This window comes from Bacillus sp. FSL R5-0416 (genome assembly GCF_037975425.1).
GTDB classification, from domain to species: domain Bacteria; phylum Bacillota; class Bacilli; order Bacillales; family Bacillaceae; genus Bacillus; species Bacillus subtilis.
Genome location: NZ_CP150252.1, coordinates 3,937,345 through 3,962,080 on the forward strand (window position 1 = coordinate 3,937,345; position 24,736 = coordinate 3,962,080).

The 24,736-nt window shown below is 45.6% G+C and carries 25 protein-coding genes; 10 read left to right on the forward strand and 15 right to left on the reverse strand.

What is annotated here, in order from left to right; translation table 11 throughout:
• Nucleotides 1-22: 22 nt before the first annotated feature.
• Nucleotides 23-988, reverse strand: a complete 966-nt coding sequence (gene qoxA, locus NYE20_RS20790; protein WP_010886637.1) for a cytochrome aa3 quinol oxidase subunit II — start codon at nt 986-988, stop codon at nt 23-25.
• A 515-nt stretch (nt 989-1,503) separates the two neighbouring features.
• Between qoxA and NYE20_RS20795 the strand changes: the two genes are divergently transcribed.
• On the forward strand, nt 1,504-1,749 hold the full coding sequence (locus NYE20_RS20795; RefSeq protein WP_009968363.1) for a GlsB/YeaQ/YmgE family stress response membrane protein: 246 nt from the start codon (nt 1,504-1,506) through the stop codon (nt 1,747-1,749).
• Between the two features lie 70 nt (nt 1,750-1,819).
• On the opposite strand, the gene galT is transcribed toward NYE20_RS20795, so the two are convergent.
• From galT to slrC, 4 genes are all read right to left on the reverse strand, one after another.
• The gene (galT, locus tag NYE20_RS20800) at nt 1,820-3,361 is read right to left on the reverse strand and encodes a UDP-glucose--hexose-1-phosphate uridylyltransferase (protein ID WP_049140922.1); all 1,542 of its coding nucleotides are present in this window, start codon (nt 3,359-3,361) and stop codon (nt 1,820-1,822) included.
• A gap of 3 nt (nt 3,362-3,364) precedes the next feature.
• The gene (locus tag NYE20_RS20805; protein ID WP_049140921.1) at nt 3,365-4,537 is read right to left on the reverse strand and encodes a galactokinase; all 1,173 of its coding nucleotides are present in this window, start codon (nt 4,535-4,537) and stop codon (nt 3,365-3,367) included.
• 80 nt (nt 4,538-4,617) lie between these two features.
• The gene (locus NYE20_RS20810) at nt 4,618-5,001 is read right to left on the reverse strand and encodes a GtrA family protein (RefSeq protein ID WP_003227398.1); all 384 of its coding nucleotides are present in this window, start codon (nt 4,999-5,001) and stop codon (nt 4,618-4,620) included.
• Between the two features lie 17 nt (nt 5,002-5,018).
• Complete coding sequence (slrC, locus tag NYE20_RS20815; RefSeq protein WP_014478350.1) at nt 5,019-5,690, reverse strand: transcriptional regulator SlrC; 672 nt, start codon at nt 5,688-5,690, stop codon at nt 5,019-5,021.
• A gap of 354 nt (nt 5,691-6,044) precedes the next feature.
• On the opposite strand from slrC, the gene slrA reads away from it, so the two are divergent.
• From slrA to NYE20_RS20830, 3 genes are all read left to right on the forward strand, one after another.
• Nucleotides 6,045-6,203 carry a transcriptional regulator SlrA gene (gene slrA, locus NYE20_RS20820; protein ID WP_003243648.1) on the forward strand — a complete coding sequence of 53 codons (159 nt, stop codon included), beginning with the start codon at nt 6,045-6,047 and terminating at the stop codon, nt 6,201-6,203.
• A gap of 442 nt (nt 6,204-6,645) precedes the next feature.
• Nucleotides 6,646-6,954 carry a DUF485 domain-containing protein gene (locus tag NYE20_RS20825; protein ID WP_003227392.1) on the forward strand — a complete coding sequence of 103 codons (309 nt, stop codon included), beginning with the start codon at nt 6,646-6,648 and terminating at the stop codon, nt 6,952-6,954.
• Nucleotides 6,951-8,492, forward strand: a complete 1,542-nt coding sequence (locus NYE20_RS20830; protein WP_130572992.1) for a cation acetate symporter — start codon at nt 6,951-6,953, stop codon at nt 8,490-8,492. Before NYE20_RS20825 ends, NYE20_RS20830 begins: the two co-directional genes overlap by 4 nt.
• A gap of 30 nt (nt 8,493-8,522) precedes the next feature.
• Here NYE20_RS20830 and NYE20_RS20835 read toward each other — a convergent pair whose 3' ends face one another.
• From NYE20_RS20835 to NYE20_RS20865, 7 genes are all read right to left on the reverse strand, one after another.
• Nucleotides 8,523-9,125 carry a DsbA family protein gene (locus NYE20_RS20835; RefSeq protein ID WP_014481274.1) on the reverse strand — a complete coding sequence of 201 codons (603 nt, stop codon included), beginning with the start codon at nt 9,123-9,125 and terminating at the stop codon, nt 8,523-8,525.
• Nucleotides 9,126-9,408: 283 nt separating this feature from the next.
• Nucleotides 9,409-10,659, reverse strand: a complete 1,251-nt coding sequence (gene efeB, locus NYE20_RS20840) for an iron uptake transporter deferrochelatase/peroxidase subunit (protein ID WP_339183977.1) — start codon at nt 10,657-10,659, stop codon at nt 9,409-9,411.
• A gap of 18 nt (nt 10,660-10,677) precedes the next feature.
• A complete protein-coding gene (efeM, locus tag NYE20_RS20845) occupies nt 10,678-11,835 on the reverse strand; it encodes an iron uptake system lipoprotein EfeM (RefSeq protein ID WP_339183981.1) in 1,158 nt (385 codons plus the stop codon).
• Entirely contained in the window at nt 11,832-13,277 is a 1,446-nt protein-coding gene (gene efeU, locus NYE20_RS20850; protein ID WP_339185277.1) for a ferrous ion permease EfeU, read from the reverse strand. The genes efeM and efeU overlap by 4 nt, the downstream gene beginning before the upstream one ends.
• Nucleotides 13,278-13,433: 156 nt before the next feature.
• Nucleotides 13,434-14,102, reverse strand: coding sequence for a thiamine phosphate synthase (gene thiE / locus NYE20_RS20855; protein WP_003244128.1), 669 nt, complete (start codon nt 14,100-14,102; stop codon nt 13,434-13,436).
• Nucleotides 14,099-14,917: a hydroxyethylthiazole kinase gene (gene thiM / locus NYE20_RS20860; protein WP_003244274.1), complete on the reverse strand. Its 819-nt coding sequence runs from the start codon at nt 14,915-14,917 to the stop codon at nt 14,099-14,101. Before thiM ends, thiE begins: the two co-directional genes overlap by 4 nt.
• A gap of 7 nt (nt 14,918-14,924) precedes the next feature.
• Nucleotides 14,925-15,830, reverse strand: a complete 906-nt coding sequence (locus NYE20_RS20865; RefSeq protein WP_003227377.1) for a LysR family transcriptional regulator — start codon at nt 15,828-15,830, stop codon at nt 14,925-14,927.
• 105 nt (nt 15,831-15,935) lie between these two features.
• Here NYE20_RS20865 and NYE20_RS20870 point away from each other — a divergent pair, with 105 nt between their 5' ends.
• From NYE20_RS20870 to NYE20_RS20885, 4 genes are all read left to right on the forward strand, one after another.
• Nucleotides 15,936-16,322: a CidA/LrgA family holin-like protein gene (locus tag NYE20_RS20870; protein WP_003227375.1), complete on the forward strand. Its 387-nt coding sequence runs from the start codon at nt 15,936-15,938 to the stop codon at nt 16,320-16,322.
• Nucleotides 16,304-16,981, forward strand: coding sequence for a CidB/LrgB family autolysis modulator (locus NYE20_RS20875; protein WP_014478359.1), 678 nt, complete (start codon nt 16,304-16,306; stop codon nt 16,979-16,981). The genes NYE20_RS20870 and NYE20_RS20875 overlap by 19 nt, the downstream gene beginning before the upstream one ends.
• A gap of 102 nt (nt 16,982-17,083) precedes the next feature.
• Nucleotides 17,084-18,286: a major facilitator superfamily domain-containing protein 6 gene (locus NYE20_RS20880; RefSeq protein WP_161621133.1), complete on the forward strand. Its 1,203-nt coding sequence runs from the start codon at nt 17,084-17,086 to the stop codon at nt 18,284-18,286.
• 33 nt (nt 18,287-18,319) lie between these two features.
• Nucleotides 18,320-18,517 (forward strand): YwbE family protein, encoded by a 198-nt coding sequence (locus tag NYE20_RS20885; protein ID WP_003227367.1) that lies wholly within the window; start codon nt 18,320-18,322, stop codon nt 18,515-18,517.
• 34 nt (nt 18,518-18,551) lie between these two features.
• Here NYE20_RS20885 and NYE20_RS20890 read toward each other — a convergent pair whose 3' ends face one another.
• The gene (locus tag NYE20_RS20890; protein WP_161621132.1) at nt 18,552-19,742 is read right to left on the reverse strand and encodes a class I SAM-dependent rRNA methyltransferase; all 1,191 of its coding nucleotides are present in this window, start codon (nt 19,740-19,742) and stop codon (nt 18,552-18,554) included.
• A 120-nt stretch (nt 19,743-19,862) separates the two neighbouring features.
• On the opposite strand from NYE20_RS20890, the gene glxA reads away from it, so the two are divergent.
• Entirely contained in the window at nt 19,863-20,243 is a 381-nt protein-coding gene (gene glxA, locus NYE20_RS20895; RefSeq protein ID WP_003243380.1) for a glyoxalase GlxA, read from the forward strand.
• A 37-nt stretch (nt 20,244-20,280) separates the two neighbouring features.
• Here glxA and NYE20_RS20900 read toward each other — a convergent pair whose 3' ends face one another.
• The gene (locus NYE20_RS20900; protein WP_339183991.1) at nt 20,281-20,958 is read right to left on the reverse strand and encodes a DUF2711 domain-containing protein; all 678 of its coding nucleotides are present in this window, start codon (nt 20,956-20,958) and stop codon (nt 20,281-20,283) included.
• A 78-nt stretch (nt 20,959-21,036) separates the two neighbouring features.
• Complete coding sequence (gene celB / locus NYE20_RS20905; RefSeq protein ID WP_128740829.1) at nt 21,037-22,371, reverse strand: PTS cellobiose transporter subunit IIC; 1,335 nt, start codon at nt 22,369-22,371, stop codon at nt 21,037-21,039.
• A gap of 227 nt (nt 22,372-22,598) precedes the next feature.
• Between celB and epr the strand changes: the two genes are divergently transcribed.
• Nucleotides 22,599-24,536 carry a minor protease Epr gene (epr, locus tag NYE20_RS20910; protein WP_161621131.1) on the forward strand — a complete coding sequence of 646 codons (1,938 nt, stop codon included), beginning with the start codon at nt 22,599-22,601 and terminating at the stop codon, nt 24,534-24,536.
• Nucleotides 24,537-24,736 lie beyond the last annotated feature (200 nt).

Here is a 24,736-nt window from a genome sequence, read left to right on the forward strand (position 1 = left end):
CTTCCTCCTTTCCTGATCAATATCATTCTTCTGTATCATCAGACTTCTTAAATTCGTTTTTCTTTACGTTTTCAAACGGATCTGTTTTAGAGTGCGGTGAAACGGCTTGATAGCCAAGGCGTTTGCGCGCCTCCATCGCGTACTCAGCGTCTTGTCCGTGATCAACGTATTTCAAGTGAGTAGAAGAGAACGTTAATTCGTCCACATTTTCAGGAAGCATCAATTCATCATACTTCTCTTTTGTCAGCTTAGGAGCCTCGTTCTGAGTCTTTTTCACCCAGCTGTTAAAGTCTTTTTCTGTGACTGCATTCACATCAAACTCTTGGTCTGCAAAATGTTCACCTGTGAAGTTCGCGTTGCGGCCTTCGTAAGTACCCACTTTGTCAGCCTGTAAGTATTGATCCATCAGCATTCCTGCCATCGCATATTTTTGCCCTCCAAGCTGAGGAATCCATAGCGAAGCCATTGAATCTGCAGATGAGATTTTGAACAAGATCGGGCGGTCGACAGGAATGTTTAAGTAGTTGACCGTTTCAATATCCTGTTCAGGGTAGCTGAATACCCATTTCCAGTCTACCGAAGTAGCATAAACAACAAGAGGCTCTTTGTCTTTTGTTGCTTCAGGAGCTTTTTCTAACGAATATATCGTCTGTACTGTTGGCACAGAAAGTGCAATGACGATTAAAATTGGGATCACTGTCCAGACTACTTCTAAAAACGTGTTACCGTGAATTTCTGGGTTATAAGATCCATTATCTTTGCCTTTACGGTCGCGGTATTTTACTAAAATAATGGTAAATAGAACAAAGACGACCCCGACGATAAACAGCATAAATCCGATAGATAACAGGATTAAATCACTTTGCTGTTCAGCTACAGGTCCTTTCGGATCTAGTACTGAAGCATTGCTGCATCCCCCAAGGACGAAAACCACAGTTAACAGCGCTAATACAAGCAACGGTTTTAATGCTCTGAACAAGAAGATCACCATCCTTCCTATTGATGTAATAAATCTGAAGTGCATACTTCCTCAAAATCTTTTCTCTACTTTGTTATGCTATCAAAAACTTCACTTATTAGCTTTATTTTTTTATAAACTTCATCCCATTTTCGCTTAAATGTCATAAAATCGACAAAAATTGCTCCAACTTTATTCACATCTATCGCTTAAGATGAAAAGTTTCTAGTTATTTCCGCATATAAGTAAAGAAAAGATGATGAAGAACTAATTCTGACAAATAAAGGTTTACCACAATAAAAAACTTAGGTCAATCAAAAATTTCATTTTGTTAAACTTTCTAGATAGGAATTATTTTTTCCTCGTCTAGCATCTTTTCACACGGTTACCATTTTAACGCATCAAATATTGAAAGAAAAGGCGCAATGAAGAGCCAATATGCTCTGAATTGTCCGTATTTTTTAATGAGAGCATCCAGTTGTTTATCTTATACAAAAAAGAGGAATGATATAAGCAAATAAATAAAAAATAGGATGTGTTGAATGATGAGTTTTCTTATTTCACTTATCGTCGCTATTATTATCGGATGGCTTGGAAGCCTGTTTGTAAAAGGAGATATGCCCGGAGGAATTATCGGGTCTATGATCGCAGGTCTTATTGGCGCCTGGATCGGACACGGGCTGCTTGGAACATGGGGGCCGCACCTAGCCGGATTTGCCATTATTCCAGCGGTAATCGGTGCAGCCATTGTTGTCTTTCTAGTAAGCCTGTTAACCAGAAAAAGAGGATAAAAGCAGCAGCACCCGAAGCGTCAGCGCTTTGGGTGTTTGTTTTGCCATAAAAATCGAAAAAGCCTCAACCCTAGCGGTTGAGGCTTTTGACTGGTTTGACGCCCAACTGGTCGATAAACCTTCTGAAGGCCTGTTTTCCTTCTGTTGTCTGTTTAAACACACCGGCGTGTTCAAGAATGCGAGCGAATACATGTCCCAGCTCTTCTTTTATGACTAGATCTGCATTCTCTTTTGTTATGGTTCTTTTTCCCATCATCCGAATAGCCCACTCACTATGTTTTGCCGTGAGCGGATTTTGTTCTAAAGCTGTTTTCGGATCAGCAGAGCATAGCGCCGCTGCCGTTTCTTTCATTTCCTCCTGTAAGCGGCCCGGCAATATCGCCAATCCCATGACCTCAATCAGGCCGATATTTTCTTTTTTAATATGGTGAACTTCCTTATGGGGATGAAATATCCCTAATGGATGCTCCTCATCCGTCCGGTTGTTCCTCAGTACGATATCGAGTTCGTACAAGCCTCCCCTGCGCCGCGCAATCGGTGTGACCGTATTATGGGGCGTATCGCCTGTATAGGCGGCAATGGCGGCTTTTTCATCGGAATACATCTGCCACGTGCGGAAGATATGGTCAGCAGCTTCGGCGACATGACCCGGTTCGTCTCCTTGGAGCCTGAGCACAGACATCGGCCACTTCACTAAGCCCAGCGACACGCCGGGATAATCTTTTAATTCATAAACGTCTTCCGCTTCTGCACGTGCCATTGGAAAATCATGCGCGCCGCCTTGGAAATGATCATGGCTTAGGATGCTGCCGCCGACAATCGGCAGATCCGCGTTTGAACCGATAAAATAATGCGGATACTGCCCGAGAAATGACAGCAGCCTTTCAAATGTTTTTTTGCTGATCTCCATCGGTTCATGTTCACCTTTTAAGACAATGCAGTGCTCCGGATAATAGACATATGGCGAGAATTGCAGGAACCATTGTTCGTCCTCAAGGATGACCGGGATGATTCTGTGATTTTGCCGGGCTGGATGATTCACGCTTCCCTCGAACCCGACATTTTCTTTACACAGCAAACACATCGGATAATTTGTCTGTTCCTGCTCTTTTGCAGCCGCAATCGCTTTCGGGTCCTTTTCAGGCTTTGATAGGTTAATGGTCATTTCCAGTTCGCCATATTCGGTCGGCACCGTCCAATGAACATTTTTGGCGATTCTGTCAGTCCGTATATAATAGACATCCTCTGAATATTGATAGAATTCCTTTGTCGCCTGTTTTGGGCCGTATAATGCTTTTGTCTCTTCAAATTTGCGAATGACCTCTGACGGAGCAGGTACAAAACAGCCCATCAGCTTTGCGCTGAGCAGGTCACGGTACGTATCTGTATCCGCTTCCATTCGGCCGGTTTCGGCAGCCCATTTATAGATGGGAGCGAGCAAGTCCGGCAGGCTTTGTGACTGCTTGATGCTGGTGCTGGAGACCGGCTCGGGATGTGTGATGCCCAGCGCTTCATAAAGACGGTTTCTCGTATATTCCCGATCCCAGATCGAAATCAATTTTCGTTCCAGGCCATACTCAAGCAGCTGTTCCAGATGTTCAATAATACTCATATGTCACTCCCCCTTTAGTTCTCTCGCTCCCTCTCCGATATCCGCGACATAAAAATCCGCTCGGAGCCCTGTTTTTGCTTGATATCTGTCTCCAACCTTCTGAATAAAATCATCAACGAACTCATCTTTTACAATGCTGATGGTGCATCCGCCAAAGCCTGCTCCCGTCATTCTTGATCCAATTACACCTTCGTGATCCCATGCCGCAAACACAAGCTCATCAAGTTCAGGGCATGTTACTTCATAGTCATCCTTCAATGAAAGGTGGGATTCCTTCATTAACTGCCCGATTTCATCTATATTGTTCTCTTTGAACATATGGGCCGTTCTAATAGCACGATGATTTTCGTATACAGCGTGCTTTGCCCGGCGTCTGTTCGTTTCATTTTGGATCAGGCTGGAATGCGCATCGAAATCAGAAGGCTTGATGTCGCCCAGTGCGGCAATATCGAGGCCTTTTTTCAAATCAAGCAATGCATCATTGCATTCTTGGCGTCTCGTATTATAGCTTGAGTCAGCCAATGTCCTTTTTTTGTTCGTGTTCGCGATGACCAGCGCGAGGCCTGAGACATTGAGTTTGCTATATTCATAGTCAAGCGTGTCGCAGTTCAGCAGCATCGCATGATGTTTTTTCCCCATTCCAATTGCAAATTGGTCCATAATTCCGCAATTGACGCCGATAAAATGGTTTTCCGCATGCTGCGCCATTTTCACAAGCTCAAGCGCATCTACTTCAGGATGAAAATAGCTTTGGAGCACGACCCCCATCAGCAATTCAATAGAAGCGGAAGACGACAGCCCCGCCCCGTTTGGAATATTCCCTGAAAATACAATGTCAAAGCCATGGGGAACTGCATATCCCCTCTGTTGAAATTCATAAATCACGCCTTTTGGGTAGTTCGCCCAGTCGTCTTCTTTTTGATAGCGAATGTCGTCAAGGCTGCATTCCTTGATGCCTGCGTTTCTAAAGTTATCTGAATACATCCGGACAAGCCCGTCGTTTCTTTCTGCAACAGCAGCATATGTACCCATTGTCAGCGCGCACGGAAAGACATGCCCGCCGTTATAGTCTGTATGTTCTCCAATCAGATTCACTCTTCCAGGTGCGAAAAAAAACCGTAACCCCTCTTTTTCTCCGAATACACTTGCAAATATCCCCTTTAGCTCTTCCCGCATGTGCAATCACCTTTCTGGTTTTTATTTTTTATTCCCCTTATTTCTTCATAGAAAACGGCAGATCATATGCTGCAGTCCTCTCATACCCCTTCTTCTTTTGTTTTTTTAAAGACGAGCCATTTGCTCGCAACATAGTTGACGACAACAATGACCGCGTTGTCGAGTATTTTGGCCAAGGTTTCATTTGTATTAAACTGGCCGACAAGAATGATCATCATGCCTAAATCTATGCCGAGAGACAGGACCCGAACGCTGAAAAAAGCAGTGAGCTCTTTCAGCAGGCTCTGCAGATCATGTGTTTTTTGCTGAAACACATATAATTTATTTGTTATGTAAGCAAACAGCACGGACAAAATCCAAGCGGCAACAGTGGCGGCTTTGTAATCCACATTCATGATCTCTACCAATATATAAAAGCTGGCGATATTCACAATGGTTGTGAAAACCCCCATAATGATATACATAATTATTTCTCTATACTTCACTGATGTTCCTCGCTTTCTGAAAAACTTTTCAAAATTCTTGGCGTCTCGTGCTCTCTGTCTAAAGTAAAAAATACCGAGAGTGCGTCTAAAAAGCTGCGGAAGGTGGCTGGCTGGCCCAATACATATGATTGTTTGATGATTCCGTCGAGGACTGCACATATTATTTTAGCCGTATATTCAGGATCAATACAGGCGTCAATCAGCTTTCTCTCCTTCAGCCACTTAATATATAACACATTTTCTTCCACCCACAATTCGTACAGCCGGACATAGGCCTTGCATTTCTTTAAGACTTTATATGTCGGCATGTTCATGGCAAACGAGGTGATGTCCCACGACGGCTTATTTATGTAATAGGAATAAAGCAGTTCTGCAGCGTGTTTTGCAGCCTCGTCCAATGTCAGCGATTTCACTGACTCCCGCTCCATTTGATCAAGATACCCTATAATGATCTTTTTTTTCATCTGACGTTTTTCGAGAAGGTACAGCAGAAAATCGTCCTTGCTGACAAAATGAACATAAAATGCTCCTTTGCTGTACCCGGCGGCTCTGCTGATATCTTCTACAGAAACCGGATCATACGCTCGGTCAATCAACAAATTCACGCCAGCGTCTATAAAACTTTCAAATGTTGCTTCTCTTTTAATTTGAAATTTGTTTTTTTTCATATTTTTCTCCTGGCGGTAATGATTACCCTTATCTTACACCGGATCAATCTTTAGCGGTATTTATTTCTTTGAACGGTTATGCTATTCGGTTTCCCAGGGGTCATTTTTAATAGGCTAAATGATTTATTTTCATTTACATACTATCCAGTCAGTATTTAATTGTTTATTATTATAAATAAGGTCCATTGGTTATATTAGTCATTTTTTTAGGGAATAGGTAGGTGGTTTTTCCTTCAGTTTGTGAACACCGAGCAACTATGTGTGAAATTTGTTGTACTCGCCTCATCATCGCGCTGGCTTGTCTTTTATTGCCCGCATGTTGCAGGAAAACATTTTATACAATTGGAGGTTACTATGAAAACTCATGTTAAAAAAGATTTGGACAAAGGTTGGCATATGTTAATTCAAGAAGCTAGATCCATTGGATTAGGCATTCATGATGTGAGGCAGTTTTTAGAATCTGAGACAGCATCGAGAAAGAAAAACCACAAAAAAACCGTCCGGCAAGACTAGTCCGAACAGGCGGATCTATTTACCTCTGGCTTTTCTATCACCTGATCTGAGTTTTCACCATATCCTCTATTCAAAAGCAAATCGCTGCGCTGAGCTTGAGGACAAACGGTGTGTCAGCTAACTACGACAGACAGCCGGTGATGCGATCACCTCTTGGCACATGCATTGTCATAAAGAGGTGATGCGAACATGATAACCGTGCTCTGGTAAACAGCAGCTTTGCTGAGAACAAGCTGCATTCGGTGAGGTTTTGAAAGCAAACTCGTTTATACACGGCCGAGCTTGAAAACCTTCGCCTGTCTTTAGACCACTGTGTTCACCTCTTCACGACTTCCTTCTTTTTTCATCCTCCAGATATTGTTCAACGCATAAATCGGACTTTCAGTACATACCTATTGGTGTACCTTTTTGCTTACGTTTAGCGAATAAAAGGAGGAAAGCCATGTACAAAGCTGATTATAAACAGATTGCTGCAACGCCGTCTTTTCAAGCTTTTTTAAAGCAGAAACGCGCTTTTATTGTTCCTTCTGCGATTTTCTTTTTTGTTTTTTATTTTTCACTCCCTGTTTTGACATCTTATTTCACCTTTTTGAATGCACCGGCCATTGGAGCTGTTTCATGGGCTTGGCTGTTCGCCATCGCCCAATTCGCTATGACCTGGATACTGAGTACTGTGTATTCCCGGAGAGCCGCCCATTTCGATAAGTATGTAAGCGCTTTAAAAGAGGATCTGAAGGGTGAACAGACATGAATATGACTGCTTTTTTATTATTTTTGGCGATTGTTGGCCTGACGCTTATTATCACGTATTTTGCCGCGAAGCGGACGAAAACGACGAGTGAGTTTTATACGGCGGGCGGCGGGCTCACCGGCGTTCAGAATGGACTGGCAATTGCCGGTGACTACATGTCTGCCGCCTCGTTTCTCGGGATTGCCGGAATGATTGCGTTATATGGATTTGATGGCTTCTTTTACAGCATCGGTTTTCTGGTGGCTTATCTCGTTGTCTTGTACATCGTGGCGGAGCCGCTTCGGAATCTTGGAAAGTACACGATGGCAGACATGATTGCCGCTCGCTTTAAAGAAAAGAAAATCCGCGGTGTCGCGGCTCTCAATACCATTGCCATCTCTACTTTTTATATGATCGCCCAGCTCGTGGGAGCGGGCGCGCTGATCAAACTGCTTCTAGGGCTGGATTATACCGCGGCTGTCCTCATCGTCGGAGTGCTGATGACCATTTATGTCGTGTTTGGCGGCATGATCGCGACAAGCTGGGTTCAAATTATTAAAGCCGTTTTGCTGATGGCCGGCACACTCGTGATTTCGATTATCGTGTTTTCAAAATTCGGCTTTAGCCTTAATACCATGTTTGAACAGATGAAAACGGCTACTCCGCTGGGCGCTGATTTTTTGAACCCCGGAAACAAATACAAGGTGCCGCTTGAGACCTTGTCGTTAAACTTGGCACTCGTGCTGGGAACCGCCGGGCTTCCGCATATATTGATCCGGTTTTATACCGTTAAGGATGCCAAGACGGCCCGTACATCCGTTGTGTCAGCGACATGGATTATCGGTGTGTTTTACATTATGACGGTGTTTCTCGGCTTTGGTGCCGCGGCATTTGTCGGTTTTGACGCGATTATGGCGGCTGATCAAGCGGGAAATATGGCGGCTCCGCTTTTAGCAAAAGCGCTCGGAGGAGACTTTCTGTTCGCGTTTGTATCAGCCATCGCCTTTGCCACCATTTTGGCTGTCGTGACAGGGTTGGTGCTGTCTGCCGCCTCAGCATTTGCCCATGATATTTACAGCCAGATCATCAGAAAGGGAGAAGCAACTGAAAAAGAACAAATGAAAGCGGCCAGATGGGCTTCTGTCGCCGTGTCAGTACTCTCGATTCTCCTTGCGATTTTTGCACAATCCTTAAATGTGGCGTTCCTTGTTGCACTCGCGTTTGCGGTAGCCGCCAGCGCAAACCTTCCGCTGATTGTGTTTACAGTCTTCTGGAAACGATTCAATGCCTCAGGCGCTTTATGGGGCAGCCTGACAGGCCTGATCAGCGCGCTTGTGCTGGTGTCGATGAGCCCTAGTGTGTGGGACCCGGCCGGAGGTGCTATTTTTACCGGTGATCCGCTCATTCCGCTGTCTAATCCAGGGATTATTTCTATCCCGCTCGGCTTTCTCGGCGCGTGGCTCGGAACGGTGCTGTCGTCTGATAAAACAATTGATGAGGATACGTTTGCAGAAATACAGGTGAAAGCGCATACTGGCGTCCATATGGAACAGGAATAAAAAAAGCTCTCTTTATCGAGAGCTTTTTCCTTACTTTTTCTTCTGCTCGTCAGAAATCGCTTTTTCAAATACATCCTTGCCGGCAGCACCCGGAATTACAGTGTCACCGATAATAAAGGTTGGAACGGCTGTGATGTCAGCCTCTTCATAGGCGTGCTTCAAGGCTTGGCGCTGCACGTCCTGATATGTTCTTGTTTCCAGTGCTGATTTGAATGATGCACCGTCTAATCCCACTTCCTCGGCGAGCTTCGTCAAGATGTCAATATCGCCGATATTTTGGCCCTCCTGGAAAAATGCCTGAAAGACACGGGTGTTGTATTCATGTCCTTTATTGTATTCCTTCGCAAAATGGAAGCCTTCAAACGCGAGGTCTGTATACGGATGGGGCGAGACGTTTGGAAAATTGATCTCGACCCCTAATTTCTCCGCCATTGGCTGAATAGATGTCTGCCACATGTACTGTTTGGAAGGATCATTGACCGGATCAAGCTGAGGAGATGGGCTTGGGCGCAGTTCAAACGGCATCCACTCGACTTCAACATCCTTTCCTTTTATCGCTTCTTCAAAAGCGGCTTTTCCAACAAAACAAAATGGGCAGACGTAATCTGAATAAACTTTAATGTGTACTGTCATGATAATCTCCTTTCATACTAAATTGATTTTAAACTGTAACAATTAAAGTTACAACTGTTTTTTAAATAAAGAAGCCGATTTAGGCTTCTTTCAGATTGATGACAAAATCCTAAAAAGTTTTAGGATTTTGTCATCCTTTCAGCGTGATTGAAAACCCTTGAAGTCTAGGAAAGCCGAGCATTGGAGCGGAGCGAATGCTCTAATTCGTGAGCACCAACGCACAGGCTTGACAACGAATGCGAGGGTTTGTCGACACGCTGAAAGAAGCCTGTAAAGGCTTCTTCTATGATTCCAGCAAACGCTGGGCAATATATTCTCCTTTTTTGCAGCCGCCTGGGCATGCATATAAAGCAGAACCGATTGTTTGTGTATATTCGTTTAACGCATCCTTTGCTGAAAGAGCCTTCAGCATCGGGATAAACTGATTGTCGGGATTTTTTTGAAAACTGATAAACAGAAGACCTGCATCCATATAGCCGGTTTTCGGATCAAGTCCTTCTGTGTAAGAGAAAGCTCTTCGCAAAATTTGTTTTCCCGTAGATTTCGCTAGACTGACGTGTGAATTAGACGGAATTTGATTCAGCTTCACGGGATCTGTTTCCTTCTTCTGTCCGAAAGGCGCCCCTGAGCTTTTTCTGCGGCCGAAGGTATCCTCTTGGTCCTTGAGGGAAGAGCGGTCCCATATCTCAAGGAACATTTTGATTTTCCGGAAAGCCATATAGGTGCCGCCCGTCATCCAGTCAGGCTCACCGGACTGAACCCACACGATCGAGTTCATCAAGCTGTCATCCTCCGTGCTCTGGTTGCCTGTTCCATCTTTAAACCCGAAGAGATTGCGCGGTGTTTCGCCATTTTTTCCTCCGCTTAAAAAGCCTTTGTTCACAAAGCGGACCTCACAAGTGCCGACCGCTTGATTTAGCAGGTTACGCAGCGCGTGAAACGCCACTTGCTCGTCGTCTGCACATACTTGAATGCAGATGTCCCCGCCTCCCTGCTTTTCATGCAGGTTGTCATTGGGCATCGCTGGAAGAGCGGCTAGGTGCTTCGGCTTTTTGCTTTTCAGCCCGAAGCGGTCCTTTCCGTCTTTTTCAAAAAAGCCAGGCCCGAATCCGAATGTGACTGTTAAGTTGGAAGGGGGTAAATCAACAGACTCACCTGTATCCTGCGGCGGCAGATATTGATTTTTCTGCTCAGCCGACATTTTCTTGCCAGACGTCAGCATCTGTGTGAGACTTGTCCAGTTTCTAAATAATGTAATGATGTCGCTTTTGTCTTTTGCTGTCACATCCAGCGCAGCAAAATAGACATACGTTTGATGAGCAGTTGTGATTCCGGCCTGATGCTTTCCGTAAAACGGAACAATCTGCTCCTCCTCTTTTTCATCCTTTTTCGATGGCTTAGCCGCAGTCTGAACAAGCGGAGCGAGACCGCCGAGTCCGCTGGCACCGATCGCAACGGCTGCCCCCGCCATTGCCCCCCATTTTAAAATGTCCCGTCTGTGAATTTGTTCTGGCTTTTTTTGTTCATCGCTCATGCTGTTACAAAACTCCTTTTATAGCACATTCGCAATCTTCGACATGGTTTCAGAAAGAGTCGTCAGCTTTGTGCTCAGCTCTCTGATTTGCTTTTCACTTAATTTATCATAAGACGTATAGGACTGATCATTTGTTTTGTATTTTGCCATTAAAACTTCAAATTCGCTGAACTCCGTATCCAGTTTTTCCGTCAAGTCGGAGTGATCTTTTACAAGCGCGCTTTTCACTGTTTGATAAACGGCTTCGGAGCCTTCCACATTTGCCATAAGGTCCACTAAATCAATTCGTGAGTAGCGCTCTTCTTCTCCCGTGATTTTCGAAATTCCGGCTTCGTTCAGAAGCTCCATCGCGCCTGCAACAATTTGTTCAGGTGTTAATTTCAGTGATTGAACTGAACCGTCAAGCTCTTTTACATCCTTGAGAAGCTGGTCAGCTGTTGCCTTTTCCCCGGAAATATCTTGATCCTTCCAAATGGCCTTCTCAAGCTTATGGAAGCCTGTCCATTTGTCTCCTTCTTCAACATCGTTTTCTCGTGCGTCAATTTTCGGATCAAGATCTCCGAGGCTTTCAGCGATCGGTTCGATTCGCTCGTAATAAACACGCGCTTTCGCATATAACGTTTTGGACTTTTCGATATCGCCGGATTTCACAGCACCCGTAAATGCTTCAGTCGCTTTGACAAGCTGGTCACTCTGCTCTTTGACATAGCCTTTATACTCATCCGCTGCTTTTGCCAGCTGATCGCTAGCCTTTTTGCCGCTCTTCTTCGCTTCTGTCAGGTCTTCTAAGGATGCTTTCAATGACTCGGATTCTGTCTTGATTTTTCCTGCATCCGGTTTGTCTTTTTGCGCTTCTGTGTAGATTGGCTGAAGATGCTTTTCGATTTCTGTATATTCGAATGGATAGTCGCTGCGAATATCGTTTTCAAAGGAAAGCCAGTAGCTGTTTAACTCTTTCCCCTTCTTTTCAATCTCTTTTTGGTCTCCTTTTTCCACTGAGTCATTCAGCTTAGAAATGATGGTTTCCATTTTATTTACGGATGCGGTGATTTCTTTAGTGACCCCGCTTTTTTCAGATGAAGCTTTTTCTTTAGTTGAAGATGTGTCATTGGCTCCGCAGCCTGCGCACAGCGCAAGGATGCATCCGGCTGATACAGCGATTTTTGTGAAATTCATTTTGTCAGTTCCTTTCCGTTTGTAAAATGTTTTGCCGCTTCTGAAACAAGCGCAATCAGTAAATAGAGTAAAATCAACATTTGCGGAATCGTGCTGTACACAGACGGATAAATTCCTAGCACCGATACAGACGGCAGCCAGCTTTCTGCATCAGACGGAAGAATGCCCGCCAGTTGAAGGCTGTGAACGCCGGTTCCGAGAAATTTCACGCACATATACAGGACAACCGCCATTGATAGAAGAAAAAACGGCTTCAATGGAATGCGCATTCCGAGCTTGATCATCAGAACACCGACGATGACGAGAACGATAAGCCCTGCGGCAGTTCCGCCGATCAGTTCAGTGAGCGGGAGCTTCCCGACAAGCCCGATGAAAAAGATGACCGTTTCGAGACCTTCTCTTACAACTGCCAGAAATGCAATGAGCGCAAAGGAAAGCAGGCTTCGTTTTTTTAGTGCCTGTGACTTCTGGATATTGATTTTTTCTCTCCATTTATCCATTGAGGCGTTTCTGTGCAGCCACACCCCGACATACAAAAGCATGACAGCGGACAGTACGCCGGTAACGCCGCCAAGCAAGAAATTGTTTTCTCCGAATACACTGGAGGAGAACAGAACCGTGACACCGATGCCGGCTGCTAAGGAAACAGCCATGCCGGCGGACGCCCCGCCCCAGATCCATGTCGAGGAACGCGTAACCCGCGCTTTTTTTGTCATGGTTAATAGCGCTCCGATGACAAGGAGGGCCTCCATTCCTTCACGAACCGGGATCAGCGCCGCATCCCACCAGCTGTAGCTGCTTGAAGCGATCGGCTCGAGCAATTGAATCATTTCGTCAATTTGCTTTGATACCTTTTCAGGATGGCTGCCGATCTCCGCCTTCATCAGCGCCAGATTTTCCTCCGATGTCGTATAGGCTTCTTTCGATTGGGACACGACATCTCCCTCAACAGCGAGCCAGGATGTAACTAAATTGTCGATTGCGGATGACGCTTCATCCAATTGTTTTTTTTCTATGAACTGTTTTGTGTCTTTCAAGCTTTGTATATAGGCTGTTAAGGACGCCCTTGATTGACCTGAGGATGTCTTTTTCAGCACGACAGCCTGCTGATAGGTTTCTAAATGAGACGCAAGCTCTTCAAGCTGTGTTTTGAGCTTACGTGCGTCTTGATTGATAAAAGAAAGAGAAATCATCGCGATATTCGCGTCCATTTCACTGTGAGAAGAAAGGTTTTCTTTCTTAATAGAAGGTTCTTCTTTTTTCCACTTCGCTTTGAAGGTGTCAAACGTTTGTTGTGCCGAATCCATATCCCCGTCTTTTACGGATTTGATCATTTGCTTGTTTAATTGAATTAATGCGGCGATCGGATCATCTTCCGCATGTGCCGCAGAACCGAAAACCATCAACAAGCTGAATAGAATAAGTGCCAGCCCCCGAGCCATCATGTTCCTCCTATAATTGAAAATGATTATCATTGTATAACATAATCATAGCCAGTTCCTGTCCTTTGTCAATTAAAATTTGAAGGTCTGAAAACCTTGATGGACAGCAAAAAAGCTGTCCTTTTACAGAACAGCCCTTTGAAGGAAAATGAACGATTATCTTCCTGTTTTATACGTTTGAATTTCCTCACGAAACTTGCGTGCAGCACTCTCAGGATCCTCCGCCTGACTGATGGCGCTGATCATACTGACGCCATCGGCCCCCGCTTGGATAACAGGTGCGGCATTATCTATTGTGATTCCGCCGATGCCGACAATTGGAATGCTGATGCCTTGGCGGCGCACTGCTTCGATAAGAGATACACCCTGTACCGCTCTCGTATCTTTTTTCGTTTCAGTCGGATAGATCGGCCCAAGCCCGACATAATCCGCTCCGTCTTCTTCGGCTTGCTTCACCTCAGACATCGTATGGGCAGAAACGCCGAGAATCATATCACCTATGGCAGCTCTTACCTCTTTCGCATTTGCGTCTTCCTGGCCGATGTGGATACCATCAGCTTTCAGATTCAGAGCCAATTCCACATCATCATTGACAATGAACGGAACACCAGCTTCACGGCAAGCTGCCTGCGCTTTTTCAGCAAATTTAATCCGAGCCTCTCCTGTCAGCGCATCCCCGCCTTTTTCACGGAACTGGTACAGGGTGGCACCGCCTTTTAACGCTTTTTGTACAACTGTAACAGGATCGGCTTTCGTATTGTTTGACCCCATAATGAAGTATACAGATAATAACTCTTTCATCATTTCCCGAGAAATACGAGTCATGAGACAGTCACCCTTTCTATAGTCGCCCATTCTTGGACGTCTTGTTCAGTAACAGTTGAAAGCTTGTTCAGCAATTCAATCTGAAAGCTTCCAGGGCCTTTGTCAGCCGTCTGCTGTGCGGCAAGCTGAGCGGCGACCCCATACGAAGAAATGGCCGCAATAGCAGCAAACAATGGATTTTCTTCCACAGCGCAAAACGCACCGACGACGGAAGTCAGCAGGCAACCGGCGCCTGTCACTTTTGTCAGCAGCTTGTGGCCGTTATGAAGGGTGTATACATGTGACGTGTCGGCTATGACATCAACTTCACCAGTTATCGCAATGACCGTGTTTAGCTTTTGTGCCGCCTGCTGAGCCAGCCGGATGATGTCGCCTCCGCCTTCACCCGCATCAACACCTTTGATCAGCCAATCGGTCACGCCGACGGTATGGGCAATTTCCGCCGCATTTCCTCTGATTGCAGCAAGGCGCACCTCACGAATGATGTCACGTGCCGATTCAGTGCGGAACGGTGTTGCTCCGGCACCGACAGGATCAAGAATGACGGGAACGCCATGTTCATTAGCTGATTTCCCCGCGATGATCATCGCTTCGACTGACTCCTTGCTCAGCGTTCCGATATTTAAAACGAGTGCACCCGCAATCTTCGCCATATCGGCGACCTCTTCTTTTGCGTACGCCATAACGGGCGATGCGCCGAGCGCGAGCAGGCCGTTTGCTGTGAAATTCGTTACGACATTGTTGGTTATGCTATGCACCAGTGGGCTATGCCGGCGGACAGCCGTAAGACATTTTGCTGCTGATTGTGCATCCATGTTTGCATCATCCTTTACTATCTTTTTTCGGGTCCCATAAATACGATTTCGTATGTTCGAGCCAAGCTCTGGCGGCAAACGACAAGTACCTGTCCTTTCTCCAAATAATGGCGAGGTGCCAAGGGATGACCGGATCGACAAGCGGAATGACTTTCACTTTTTCCGGGTCAAGGCCGCGGCAGATCCGTTCCGGCAAAAGCCCGATCCCAAGGTTGGCTGATACCATCTCACTAATAAAATCCCATTGTGATGTTTCATAAATGATATGGGGCCGGAACCCAGCCTTGATACATTCCGTCATAATTCGGTTGTGCAGGACAAAATCCTCTCTGAAGAAAATAAAAGGCTCGTCCTTCAACTCACGCAGCTGACATTCTTTCTCATCAGCCAGCCGGTGGGAAGGGTGAACGACAAGCATTAAGGTTTCTTTTACGATTGTAAACGAATGAAAGATATCTTCGTTTGCGGGAAGGACCACAACGCCGATATCAAGAGAGCCGTCCCCGACACCTTCTTGAACTTTTATAGAACCGTCTTCGACTAGCTGAAAGGTGACATTCGGATAGTTTTCACGGAAATCGCCGAGCACTCTGGGGAAAAACCCCGATCCGATCATCGGCGGCAGTCCAATCCGTACGTGCCCTTTCTTGACTTCCATAATATCATTTAATTCTGACGTCAGGTTTTGAAATGATTTAATGATTTCCTGCGCCTGCACATACATGCTATGACCGGCATCAGTCAGTTCCACCTGCCTGCCGTTTCGGTAAAACAGTTCAATTCCGAGCTCTTCTTCTAAATTTTTGATCATTTTTGATATCGTCGGCTGAGAAACATAAAGGGATTGGGAAGCCTTCGTAAAACTTTTTAAACGGGCGACTTCCAAGAAATATGTTAAATGGCGGATATCCATGCGCTTCACCCTTTCTATAGACAAAAGGAATACTTCTTATTCTTAATATATATTTTACCTATAGAGAGACCTTATGTACAATAAGTATATAAGGGAGGCATCAATATGAAAAAACTGTTGCTAACCGTTATTCAAATTGCTCTGTTATTTATATTTGCTCGGCTGATTAATTGGGTGACAGCCCTTCTTCATATAAATATTCCCGGCAGTATAATAGGGATTGTGATTCTTTTCACATTATTGCACTTTAACATTATCAAGCTTGAATGGATCGAGCTTGGTGCAGCGTGGCTTCTCGGGGAGCTGCTTTTATTTTTTATCCCGTCTGCCGTCGGAGTGATTGAATACGGAGACATTATGTCGAAATTTGGTGTCAGCATTCTGCTTGTTGTCATCATCAGCACGTTTGTCGTGATGGTGTCTACAGGAACGCTTACACAACTCATCGCAAAGAGAAAGGAGAAAAAGCATACGTGTTCATCGGAATTGTAAGTTTGTTTTTAACGGTTTTGGTGTATTTAGGAGCAAAAAAGGTATATCAACGCTTTCCGCGTGTTTATACGTCGCCGCTATTGGTGACGCCCGCTGTATTAGTCGGTCTGCTGCTGCTGGTGAATGTCCCGTACGAGTCCTATAATCTCGGCGGCGGATTGCTGACCGATATGCTACAGCCGGCCACCGTGGCATTCGCGATCCCGTTATATAAATATTTCCCTGTTTTAAAGAAATACGCAGTGGAAATTATTTTGAATGTGGCCGTCGGTTCATGCATCGCGATTATTTCTACCGCTCTTATTGCGAAATGGCTTCACCTCGGCACCGGCTTAATTGACAGCCTCGTCCCGAGATCAGTGACAACGCCGATCGCGATGAACGTATCTGAAATGATCGGCGGAATGCCTGCCGTCACAGCTGTGTTTGTGATTTTAACCGCTTTGTTTGGCACAGTGATTGGCCCGATGGTCATCCGTTACTTCCGCATTGATAACGAAATCGCGCGGGGCGTGCTGCTTGGCACAAGCGCCCACGGAGCGGGAACGTCAAAGGCATTTGAGCTCAGCTCTGTGTCCGGCACGATTTCCAGTGTGTCGATGATCTTAGCTGCGATTATGACGCTTTGCGCGGCGCCGTTTTTACTTTCATTTATGTAAAAAACTGTCCTCTCGAGGGCAGTTTTTTTATGTGCTTCCCCTTATTGAAAAGCTGGCGAATTCCAATATAATGTATTTGTGGATACCAAAGGAGGCACCCTGATGCACAACTTGCAGGTGAGGCGGCATTATGCCGCGTTAAAAGGATTTTATTTGTTTGCTTTTCTCGGTACGGGCAGCATAATTCCCTTACTCAGTATGTATTTAACGAAGGAACAGCATTTAAGTGGATCACAGGTCGGCTTGATCATGTCACTGGGCCCGATTGTGATGATTTTCTTTCAGCCGTTTTGGGGCATGCTGAGCGACTATACGCAAAAAACGAAAGGCCTGCTGGCGGTTTGCACATCAATCACAGGCATCATTGGATTAGCCTATATTGCATTTGACAGTTTCCCTCTGTTTATTTTGATTGCGGCCTGTTTTGCAGCCTTTCAAAGCACGATTATTCCACTTTCGGACAGCATTTCACTAAGGTACACACAAGAAACAAACGGCAATTACGGCGGAATCCGGCTGTTCGGTTCTCTCGGCTTCGGTGTCGCGGTGTTTGCCATGGGACAGGTGACGAACCGGCTGTATCCCATTCATGTGATCTTTATCTTCGGCTGTGCCTTTCTATGCATTGCCGCCATATTGGCTTCTCAAATGCCGGGCCAGCAGAAAACAACAACAAAGGTCAATATCCGCAAAGGATTCCGGGAGCTTATCAGCAACAAAACTTTCCTCATCTTTATGATCATCACCTTTACGACATTTGCTCCAAACTTAGCGAACAATACGTATTTCAGTCTTTTTCTGGACAAAAGCGGCGCGTCACTTTCCGCTATCGGCATTTTATTTTTCATCGGCGTGATTTCAGAAATACCATTTATGCGATTTGCCCAAACATTTATAGATAAAATGGGGCTGCTCAACGTCATTATGCTGTCAGGCGGAGTCTCATTATTCAGGTGGGCGCTCTATTTCACGGCGCCTTCACTATGGATCATTTATGCGACGGTCTTTCTTCAGGGAGTGGCCATCGGTTTATTTATCCCGGCGGCGCTTCAATATGTGAAAAAGATTACCCCTAGACACGTTGAAGCGACGGCGCTGACCATGTACGCCGCCATCGGCAACGGGTTCGGCAACTGGTTCTGCACATTTGCAGGCGGGTACATTTTTGACTACGTGTCGATCTTCGCAGTCTACTTGCTTTTCGGCATTCTGAGCATAGCAGGCTTTGGCCTGACATTATATTTAATGAAGGCTGAAAAAAACAAACATACACTTCATCAGCCGGCTGTTACTTTTAAACCATAATGACTATAATGAACAAAAGAAAGGATGTGCGTTATGAACGGGCAAGAGCGAAACAGCATTTCGAAAGGGTTGCAGGTTGATATTGTATTGAAAGCAGATCAAAAAACAGGAAAACTGACGCGAGGGACAGTGAAGGATATTTTGACGAAATCAAACTTTCATCCGCATGGCATTAAAGTCCGGCTTGAAGATGGCCGCATCGGCCGCGTCCAGCAGATCATTTCTACATAAAAAAAAGCTGCCTCTGAACAGGGCAGCTTTTTCATTATTTTTTCTGCAGAAGGACCACTTTCAGGTAGTTGCCTTCCGGAAATGCCGAAATCGTTTTGAAATCCTCCGGCAGCGTAAATTCCTCAATGATGGTGTAGCGTTCGTTTGTCTCTTTAAATGCGGCATCGATAAAGCCTTTGAATTTCTTCATGCCAAAGGCGCTGCTGTTTGTAGAGGCAACAATGACACCCTTGTCAGCAGTGATGGCGATCGTTTCCTTCAGCAGGTTTTTATAATCCTTGGCCGCGCTGAAGGTGCGTTTTTTTGTGCGCGCAAAGGAAGGCGGATCGAGAATAATCAGATCAAAGCGCAAATCCTTTTTTGCAGCATATGAAAAATAGTTAAAAACGTCCATCACTTTAATGTCGTGCGCTTCGTAATCCAGCTTGTTCACGCTGAATTGCTCGATCGTTTTGGCCAGACTTCGGTTTGCCACGTCGACGCTTGTTGTTTTCTCCGCTCCGCCAAGCGCCGCCGCCACGGAGAATGCACCCGTATAAGAAAACGTATTTAAAACGGTTTTCCCGTTTGCATAGCGGTCTCTGATCGCCTTGCGCACATGTCTCTGATCCAAAAAGATGCCCGTCATGGCGCCTTCATTCAGATCCACCGCATATTGAATGCCATTCTCCTGGATGATGATCGGGAACTCGCCTCTTCTCCCTTTCACGAAGTCATCATCTTCAACGTATTGTCCAGCTGTGTCGAAGCGTTTCTTCTCGTAAATCGCTTTATAATCAAGATCCATCTCATCCAATGCGGAAATCAGCATGTCTTTAAAGGTGTAAATTCCCTTGCTGTACCATTGAATCAGCAGGTAGCCGTCATAATAGTCGATGGTGACGCCGCCGACACCGTCACCCTCACCGTTGAACAGGCGGAAAGCTGTTGTATCTTGAGCCTCAAATAGTTTGGCGCGCGCTTGGGCCGCTTTTGTTAATTTGGTGAGAAAAAATGCTTGGTCAATCTGTTCATGTTTATTGCAGGTAAGCGTCCAGCCAACCCCTTTGTTTTGCAGGCCGTAATAGCCCCGCGCGAGAAACTCGCCGCCGCTCTCAGACACGATATCAACGAGGTCTCCTTCTTTCATGTGCCCCGCACTCCCTGCGAGAGCTTCTTTTTCAATAAGGGGATAGCCTTTTTTTATTTTGGCAGCGTGTGCTTTTTTTAGGGTGAGTAGCTTCATATATGTCGTCCTCTTTCCGTTTGCTTTCTCTTATGGTACCACAAAACGCCAAGATGTCTGCATTGACAGAAAGGAAAGGTTTTTCTACGATAGACAAAAAGAGTTACGAGGAGGAGCAGCATGGCAAAACGAATTGACCATACAGGCATCATGGTAAGAGATATTAACGCGTCCATCACATTTTATGAAGAGGTACTAGGCATGAAATTGAAGGATCGCATCACTCACACGAACGGTGTAATCGAGCTTGCTTTTCTTGGCTTTGAAGACGGCCCGGAAACAGAAATTGAACTGATTCAAGGCTACAGCAGCGAGCTTCCCGCTGAAGGAAAAGTGCACCACATTGCCCTGCTGACGGATGACATCGCGGCTGAATATACAAAAGCGGAAAAAATGAACGCAAAATTTATCGACGAGGAGATCACAACACTTCCAAACGGATACCGTTATTTCTATATCGAAGGCCCTGACGGTGAGTGGATTGAGTTCTTTCAGCGGTAAAAATAAAGAACGTACATTTTGTGATGTACGTTCTTTTTTATCTATACCAACTGATATACGTTGACTCATCGCAAATCATAGCTTCCCAGCCCATACGCTCAACCAATTCATGGATGTTTTTATCTTTGGCTAAAAAGACATTAATGAATGAGTCATATACACTCATAAACACAAAATCCATTTTCTCATCAGTTAAAACGAGCTCTGCTGCGGCTTCATCAAGAACCGTCCGCAAGTTGGCTTCAGTTATGTCCAAAACGCCGCGGTTTTCCACAATCGGTTCTGCGTAATAAAACCGATTGGATCCGTTCGCACCTAATACCTTTACCAAACTCAGAATATGAAAATTTGAAATATGATCCTCACTGGGATAATAGAGGTCTCCATTTATGTTTTCATATAACACCTCAGCCAAATCCTCTCTCGCGAACTCGTCCCTTAAAGCGCCTATCGACGTCATTAAAGCTAGCGCCAGCTCAGCATGTGTTTGAAAGCAACAAGAAGACATAACCTTCTTCCAGGAAACAGCCTTGCCTATTCCTCTTATTTCATCATCGTTTGGATAAATATGTTCATAATCATTTTTTCTTTTTGCATTTCCCCATCCTTCAGGCATTTGGATAAAAGGAGAAAAGATAATAGCAGCAGATGAGTATTCAACTGGTACTTGTTGTAAGATTGGTGATTCGTCATCTAACCATATATAATCTAGCATGCGCACCTCCTTTACATATTCTAACATTCTCTTTCGTTTAAAAGGAGATGATCAGCCCTATGACAGGCTGGTCATCTATCACATCACATTTTTATCCCCAGATTCAACCGCACTCTCTTCCCGCCATTTTTGATAATCCCATATTCTGAAAAACGGATAGTAGATAGCACAGGTGATCAGCAGATTTACCAGCTGCATAACGGCGCCCGACACCTTTCCGCCTGTCGCCAGGTAACCTGATATGAGCGGCGGCATCGTCCATGGCACCGCGATTCCGGCCGGTCTTGCCACCAGCCCGGTGCTCATGCCGATATAAGTCGCGGTAATCGTGAGGAGCGGTGCGATGATAAATGGGACAATAAGGAGCGGATTCATGACAATCGGCATGCCGAAAATGATCGGCTCGTTGATATTAAATAGCGCAGGGCCGATTCCTAATCGTCCAAGCTGCTTCATTTGTTTGCTCCGGGAGCGCACAAGCATCGTCAGGACAAGCGCCAACGTCGCCCCGCTTCCGCCGACATTGATCCAAATTTGAAAAAACTGAGTCGTAAAAATACTCGGCAACGCCTCGCCCGCTTGGAAGGCAAGACGGTTGGCATCCATCGCGCCGTACCAAATCGGCGCCATGATTCCGCCAATGATGGAAGCCCCGTGAATCCCGCACGACCAAAGCAGCATCTGCACAAATTCAGCGATCAGGCTTCCGCCGAGACTGCCGCCAAGGATGGAAAGCGGTGTGCCAAGCAGGTCTCCTACGACATTGTGCAGACTCTGAAAAGGTGTCATTTCAATCAGAAGACGCGCCAGCCATACGAGAAGCACAATGATAAAGCCGGGAATCAGCGCGACAAATGATTTGCTTACCGCAGGCGGCACACCGTCTGGCATTTTGAAGACGATATTTTTTTGAATAATGTACCGATAGATTTCGGTTGAAAACAAGGCGATCAGCATGGCGACAAATAAGCCCTTGCTGCCGAGCAGCGTGATCGGAATTCCGCCCCCTACCATGATGGGTTCCGTTGAGCCATCCGGTGTAAACGGCACCTCAAACGGCGTTGCCAGCAGAAATGCGGCAATTGAAATCGCTCCGGCAGAAAGGGCATCGACACCATAGCTTTCTGCCAGCCGATAGGCGATCCCAAAAGCGGCAATCATCGCCATAATATCAAACGAAGCGTTAACAGGATATCCGAGCTTATCAGCCCACTCTTTCCCAAACACACTCGCCATGAAATCAGCATACCCCGGAATCGGCAGGCTCGTTAAAATCAAGAAGACAGACCCGATAATAATCAGCGGCATGGTCAGGATAATTCCGTCACGCAAAGCGCTGAGATGCCGCTGCCCGGCAATTTTCCCGGCGACAGGCATTATTTTTTCCTCCATCACCCGAGTGAATGTGCTCATCTTAAAAGCCCCCTTTTCTCATTGCTTTGTGAACAACCTCCGCAATGTTTTCTTTATCTTATTTTGAAAACGCTTACAAATTCATTTGGAAAATTTCCTCTTCATGCGGAAAAAATCTGCATTTTGCTAAACAACCCTGCCCATGAAAAATTTTTTCCTTCTTACTATCAATCTCTCTTTTTTTCTCCGATATATATATCAAACATCATAGAAAAAGGAGATGAATCATGAAAAACATATCTTGCAAACTTGTTGTATCAGTCACTCTGTTTTTCAGCTTTCTCACCATAGGCCCTCTCGCTCATGCGCAAAACAGCAGCGAGAAAGAGGTTATTGTGGTTTATAAAAACAAGGCCGGAAAGGAAACCATCCTGGACAGTGATGCTGATGTTGAACAGCAGTATAAGCATCTTCCCGCGGTAGCGGTCACAGCAGACCAGGAGACAGTAAAAGAATTAAAGCAGGATCCTGATATTTTGTATGTAGAAAACAACGTATCATTTACCGCAGCAGACAGCACGGATTTCAAAGTGCTGTCAGACGGCACTGACACCTCTGACAACTTTGAGCAATGGAACCTTGAGCCCATTCAGGTGAAACAGGCTTGGAAGGCAGGACTGACAGGAAAGAATATCAAAATTGCCGTCATTGACAGCGGAATCTCCCCCCACGATGACCTGTCGATTGCCGGCGGGTATTCAGCTGTCAGTTATACCTCTTCTTACAAAGATGATAACGGCCACGGAACACATGTCGCAGGAATTATCGGAGCCAAGCATAACGGCTACGGAATTGACGGCATCGCACCGGAAGCACAAATATACGCGGTTAAAGCGCTTGATCAGAACGGCTCGGGGGATCTTCAAAGTCTTCTCCAAGGAATTGACTGGTCGATCGCAAACGGGATGGACATCGTCAATATGAGCCTTGGCACGACGTCAGACAGCAAAATCCTTCATGACGCCGTGGACAAAGCATATGAACAAGGCGTTCTGCTTGTTGCCGCAAGCGGTAACGACGGAAACGGCAAGCCAGTGAATTATCCGGCGGCATACAGCAGTGTCGTTGCGGTTTCAGCAACAAACGAAAAGAATCAGCTTGCCTCCTTCTCAACAACTGGAGATGAAGTTGAATTTTCAGCACCGGGGACAAACATCACAAGCACTTACTTAAACCAGTATTATGCAACGGGAAGCGGAACATCCCAAGCGACACCGCACGCCGCTGCCATGTTTGCTTTGTTAAAACAGCGTGATCCTGCCGAGACAAACGTCCAGCTTCGCGAGGAAATGCGGAAAAACATCGTTGATCTTGGTACCGCAGGCCGCGATCAGCAATTTGGCTACGGCTTAATCCAGTATAAAGCACAGGCAACAAATTCAGCGTACGCGGCAGCAGAGCAAGCGGTGAAAAAAGCGGAACAAACAAAAGCACAAACCGATATCGACAAAGCGCGAGAACTCGTCAGCCAGCTATCGGGCTCCGACGCCAAAACTGCCCTGCACAAAAGACTGGATAAAGTACAGTCATACAGAAATGTAAAAGATGCGAAAGACAAAGTCGCAAAGGCAGAAAAATATAAAACACAGCAAACCGTTGATACAGCACAAACTGCCATCAACAAGCTGCCAAACGGAACAGACAAAAAGAACCTTCAAAAACGCTTAGACCAAGTAAAACGCTACATCGCGTCAAAGCAAGCGAAAGACAAAGTTGCGAAAGCGGAAAAAAGCAAAAAGAAAACAGATGTGGACAACGCACAATCAGCAATTGGCAAGCTGCCTGCAAGTTCAGAAAAAACGTCCCTGCAGAAACGCCTTAACAAAGTGAAGAGCACCAATTTGAAGACGGCACAGCAATCCGTATCTGCGGCTGAAAAGAAATCAACTGATGCAAATGCGGCAAAAGCACAATCAGCCGTCAATCAGCTTCAAGCAGGCAAGGACAAAACGGCATTGCAAAAACGGTTAGACAAAGTGAAGAAAAAGGTGGCGGCGGCTGAAGCAAAAAAAGTGGAAACTGCAAAGGCAAAAGTGAAGAAAGCGGAAAAAGACAAAACAAAGAAATCAAAGACATCCGCTCAGTCTGCAGTGAATCAATTAAAAGCATCCCATGAAAAAACAAAGCTGCAAAAACGGCTGAACGCCGTCAAACCGAAAAAGTAACCAAAAACCTTTAAGACTTGCATTCCAGGTCTTAAAGGTTTTTTACATTCTAAGAACATCACACACAACCTTTTTCCCATCCATTGTACAGGCTTTTCATACTATTGCTATACAGCCATGAACAGCATAAAATGAACGTTATTACAGTTATCACCACATATGGCGGGATTGTGACTGGGCAGGCAGGCAAGACCCAATGA